Here is a 3,814-nt window from a genome sequence, read left to right as displayed (position 1 = left end):
GGTGTTGAGGCCGCTGTGGCGAAGTTGGCCCATGCGGTTATCCCAAATAAAATGCAGATGTGCTTTATATTCATATTAGTTCTCATTCCTGTTCTAACTGTGCTTGCTATATTAAAGCAATTTCATAATAATTGAACCGCTATTTTAATCAAAAATATAAAAGTGTTACTGAGGTTTACATGATAAAAGTTTTGCTGGTTGATGATCACGATTTGGTTCGCATGGGATTGGGCCGTTTACTCTCCGATGCTGATGGAATTGAGGTCGTTGGCGAAGCTGAGTCTGGGGAAGAGGCAATAAAAAAGGTCAAGGAGTTAAACCCTCATGTGGTGATGATGGATGCTAATATGCCGGGCATCGGTGGTCTGGAAGCTACCCGACGTATGTTACGTTTTGAGCCTGATTTGAAGGTGATTGCGTTAACGGTGCATGGTTCTGAGCCTTATCCCAGTCAGTTTATCGCTGCGGGTGCTATGGGCTACTTAACCAAGGGGACTGACATTGATGAGATGGTTAAGGCCATTCATTCGGTCAATCGCGGAAAGCTTTACCTGGCAGCGGAAGTTGCGCAACAGATGGCATTGAGCCAGTTTAGCAAGACCGAAGACAATCCTTTCAGCACTCTGTCCGAACGCGAGATGCAGATCATGTTGATGATTACGCGTGGTGAAAAAGTTCAGGCTATTTCAGACAAGTTGCATTTAAGCCCTAAAACAGTGAACAGCTATCGTTATCGTTTATTTGAGAAGCTGGGTGTTGAGAATGATGTGAGCCTGACGCATATGGCGCTTCGTTATAAAGTGATTGAAGCTCAATAGCTGGTCAGTAATAGAGAGCCACATGAGTCCTGCGGACGAGAATACCTCTTCAATTAAACCCCAAATCAAGAAAATCCTTGCTCATCTGAGCAAAAAGCCCGGTGTCTATCAGATGCTGGGCAAAGATGGCGAAACCCTATACGTCGGTAAAGCCAAGAACCTCTCCAATCGCGTTAAAAGTTATTTCGTTAAACAGCATCAGTCGCCCAAGACTGAACTGCTGGTCACCTATATCGAAGATATCCACACCACGGTGACGGAAACCGAAACCGAAGCGCTACTGCTCGAAAATAATCTGATTAAGAAATATAAGCCACGCTTTAACGTGATTTTCCGTGATGATAAATCCTATCCTTTTGTATTTTTGTCGGCGGGTGATTATCCGCGGCTGGCTTATCATCGTGGAGCCAAAAAAGAGAAGGGCGATTATTTCGGGCCTTTCCCGAGCTCCAGCGCGGTGCGCCAGAGCTTGTCGCTGATCCAGAAAACGTTCCAGATCCGCCAATGCGAAGATAGCTACTTTGCTAATCGTTCCCGTCCTTGTCTGCAATACCAGATCAAGCGCTGCACCGCACCTTGTGTGGGTTATATTTCAAAAGAGGAATATGCCAAGGATGTTGAGAACGTAAAACTCTTCTATCAGGGCAAAAGCGAGCAGGTCATTAAGCGTTTACAAAAGAAGATGGATGTGGCCAGCCAGAATCTTGAATTTGAAGTAGCAGCGCGCTATCGCGATCAGATTAAGCAGATGCGTCATGTCATGCAGCAGTCCGTGATAAGCGGTACAGCATCGGATCTGGATGTGATTGGCGTGACTTATGCCTCGGGTGTGTGTTGCATCTTGTTAGTCTTTATTCGTCAGGGCATGATTGTTGGCAACAAGACCTATTTCCCGAAAGTGCCAAAGCATAGTGATCTGCAGGAAATTGTATCGACTTTTCTTGGCTTTTATTATTTGTCCGGTGCGGAAATCCCCAAGCAGGTGGTGATTGAAGACTTGCCGGAAGATATTGAGGCACTACAGGAGGCTTTTACTGAGCAGCGAGGTTCTAAAGTCACCATTCGTCAGGCTAGTCGCGGCCAGGTCAAAGAGTGGCAGACTTTTGCTAATAAAAATGCTGAGCACTCCTTACGAGCCAAGCTCAACAGCAAATCCAATTTCACGCAACGTTTGCTCGACCTGCAAAAAGCATTGCAAATGGAGCAGATGCCCAAGCATGTGGAGTGCTTCGATATCAGTCATACTCAAGGTAAGCAGACGGTGGCTTCCTGCGTAGTGTTTGATGAGAATGGCCCTAAAAAAGCCGACTATCGTATTTTTAACATTTCGGGAATTACCGGTGGTGATGATTACGCTGCCATGCAGCAAGCCCTGACCCGTCGCTACAAGCGTCTAAAAGACGAGCAGCAGGCTTTGCCTGACCTGGTGATTGTTGATGGCGGTAAAGGGCAGCTGGCAAAGGCTGAAGAAGTCTTTAATGAGCTGGACTTACAGTCAGTTTATTTGATTGGCGTTTCCAAAGGTAGCGATCGTAAGGTAGGCATGGAGCAGATCTGGTTTCCGGGGCAGCACCAACCATTGCTGCTGGATGATGACTCGAAAGCGCTACACTTTATTCAGCACATTCGCGATGAGTCGCATCGCTTCGCTATTACTAAGCATCGGCATCAGCGTAAAAAGTCAGCAACTAAATCTATGCTGGAAGAAATTCCCGGGGTGGGTGCTAAGAGACGACAAGCGTTGCTAAGGCATTTTGGAGGCTGGCAGGAAGTAGAAAAAGCCAGTGTTAAGGAAATAGCTGGAGCACCGGGGATCAGTTTGTCGCTGGCACAAAAAATTTACGATTATTTGCATAGTTAGCGGTATTTCTTAAATGCAATCCGCTACAATGAGTCCGTCAATAACAACCAATCAGGAATCTTGAGCTAACCATGTGGAATTTACCCAACGTACTTACCGCATTTCGTATTGTGCTGGTGCCGCTGTTCGTTATTTTCTTTTATATTGATGATCCCGTTGCACGCTGGATTACGCTAGGCATTTTCTGTTTTGCCGCTGCTACTGATTGGTTGGATGGCTTTTTGGCGCGACGCATGAATATTGAGTCACCATTCGGGGCTTTCCTTGACCCTGTCGCTGATAAGTTGATGGTGGCCATCACACTGATCCTGCTGGTTGAGCGTGAGGGGAGTCTGTGGTTGGCGATTCCGGCGATGGTTATTATTGGTCGGGAAATTACCATTTCCGCATTACGCGAATGGATGGCTGAAGTGGGTAGTCGCGCAGTGGTCGGGGTTTCCATGATAGGTAAACTGAAAACTTTGAGCCAGATGTTCGCCATATTCCTGTTCCTGTTATCGCCACAGAGTGTCTTTGGTCTGCCGAAGACCTTTGGTTTCGTCTTTATCTGGATTGCTGCGCTACTAACATTGTGGTCTATGTACAGCTATTTAAAAGCTGCCTGGCCATACTTGACAAGCTCGGAGAATGACGCATAATAACCAGCTCCTGACGCGGCACCAGGATTTCAGGCTAAAAAAACAGCACTTTGTTTAAGCCTTAATCAGCATCAGGAAGCGAGCTAAAAAAATTGATTTTTTGTGTTGACACATAAAGATTTCACAGTAAAATGCACGCCATCAAATGACGCGGGAATAGCTCAGCTGGTAGAGCACAACCTTGCCAAGGTTGGGGTCGCGAGTTCGAATCTCGTTTCCCGCTCCAAATTCAAAACCTCGGTGCTTCTAGGCCGAGGTTTTTTATATCAGCACCAGTAAAACTGAATTATGGCTGAGTGGTAGAGTGGCTATACAGCGGATTGCAAATCCGTGGACGTCGGTTCGACTCCGGCCTCAGCCTCCATAATCAGACCTAAGCTATAAGCAAGGTGCGAGACAAGTCATCTGCCCAGGTGGCGAAATTGGTAGACGCAAGGGACTTAAAATCCCTCGGTGGCAACACCGTGCCGGTTCGACTCCGGCCCTGGGCACCATCA

General features: G+C 46.8%; 3 protein-coding genes and 3 tRNA genes. All 6 read left to right on the top strand.

Going from position 1 to position 3,814, the window contains the following annotated elements; translation table 11 throughout:
• Positions 1 to 179 precede the first annotated feature (179 nt).
• The 6 genes from uvrY to HUJ19_RS01975 all read left to right on the top strand — a co-directional run bounded on the left by uvrY (position 180) and on the right by HUJ19_RS01975 (position 3,811).
• The gene (gene uvrY / locus HUJ19_RS02000) at positions 180 to 818 is read left to right on the top strand and encodes a UvrY/SirA/GacA family response regulator transcription factor (RefSeq protein WP_026309279.1); all 639 of its coding nucleotides are present in this window, start codon (positions 180 to 182) and stop codon (positions 816 to 818) included.
• A 22-nt stretch (positions 819 to 840) separates the two neighbouring features.
• Entirely contained in the window at positions 841 to 2,679 is a 1,839-nt protein-coding gene (uvrC, locus tag HUJ19_RS01995; RefSeq protein ID WP_290621932.1) for an excinuclease ABC subunit UvrC, read from the top strand.
• Between the two features lie 71 nt (positions 2,680 to 2,750).
• Positions 2,751 to 3,317 (top strand): CDP-diacylglycerol--glycerol-3-phosphate 3-phosphatidyltransferase, encoded by a 567-nt coding sequence (pgsA, locus tag HUJ19_RS01990; RefSeq protein WP_290621930.1) that lies wholly within the window; start codon positions 2,751 to 2,753, stop codon positions 3,315 to 3,317.
• A gap of 150 nt (positions 3,318 to 3,467) precedes the next feature.
• Positions 3,468 to 3,543 (top strand) — tRNA-Gly (locus HUJ19_RS01985).
• Between the two features lie 64 nt (positions 3,544 to 3,607).
• Positions 3,608 to 3,681 (top strand) — tRNA-Cys (locus HUJ19_RS01980).
• A gap of 43 nt (positions 3,682 to 3,724) precedes the next feature.
• Positions 3,725 to 3,811 (top strand) — tRNA-Leu (locus tag HUJ19_RS01975).
• The last annotated feature ends 3 nt before the right edge of the window (positions 3,812 to 3,814 follow it).

It is taken from the genome of Kangiella sp. (assembly GCF_014762745.1).
GTDB lineage: Bacteria > Pseudomonadota > Gammaproteobacteria > Enterobacterales > Kangiellaceae > Kangiella.
This window is presented reverse-complemented; position numbering and strand designations above follow the sequence as displayed.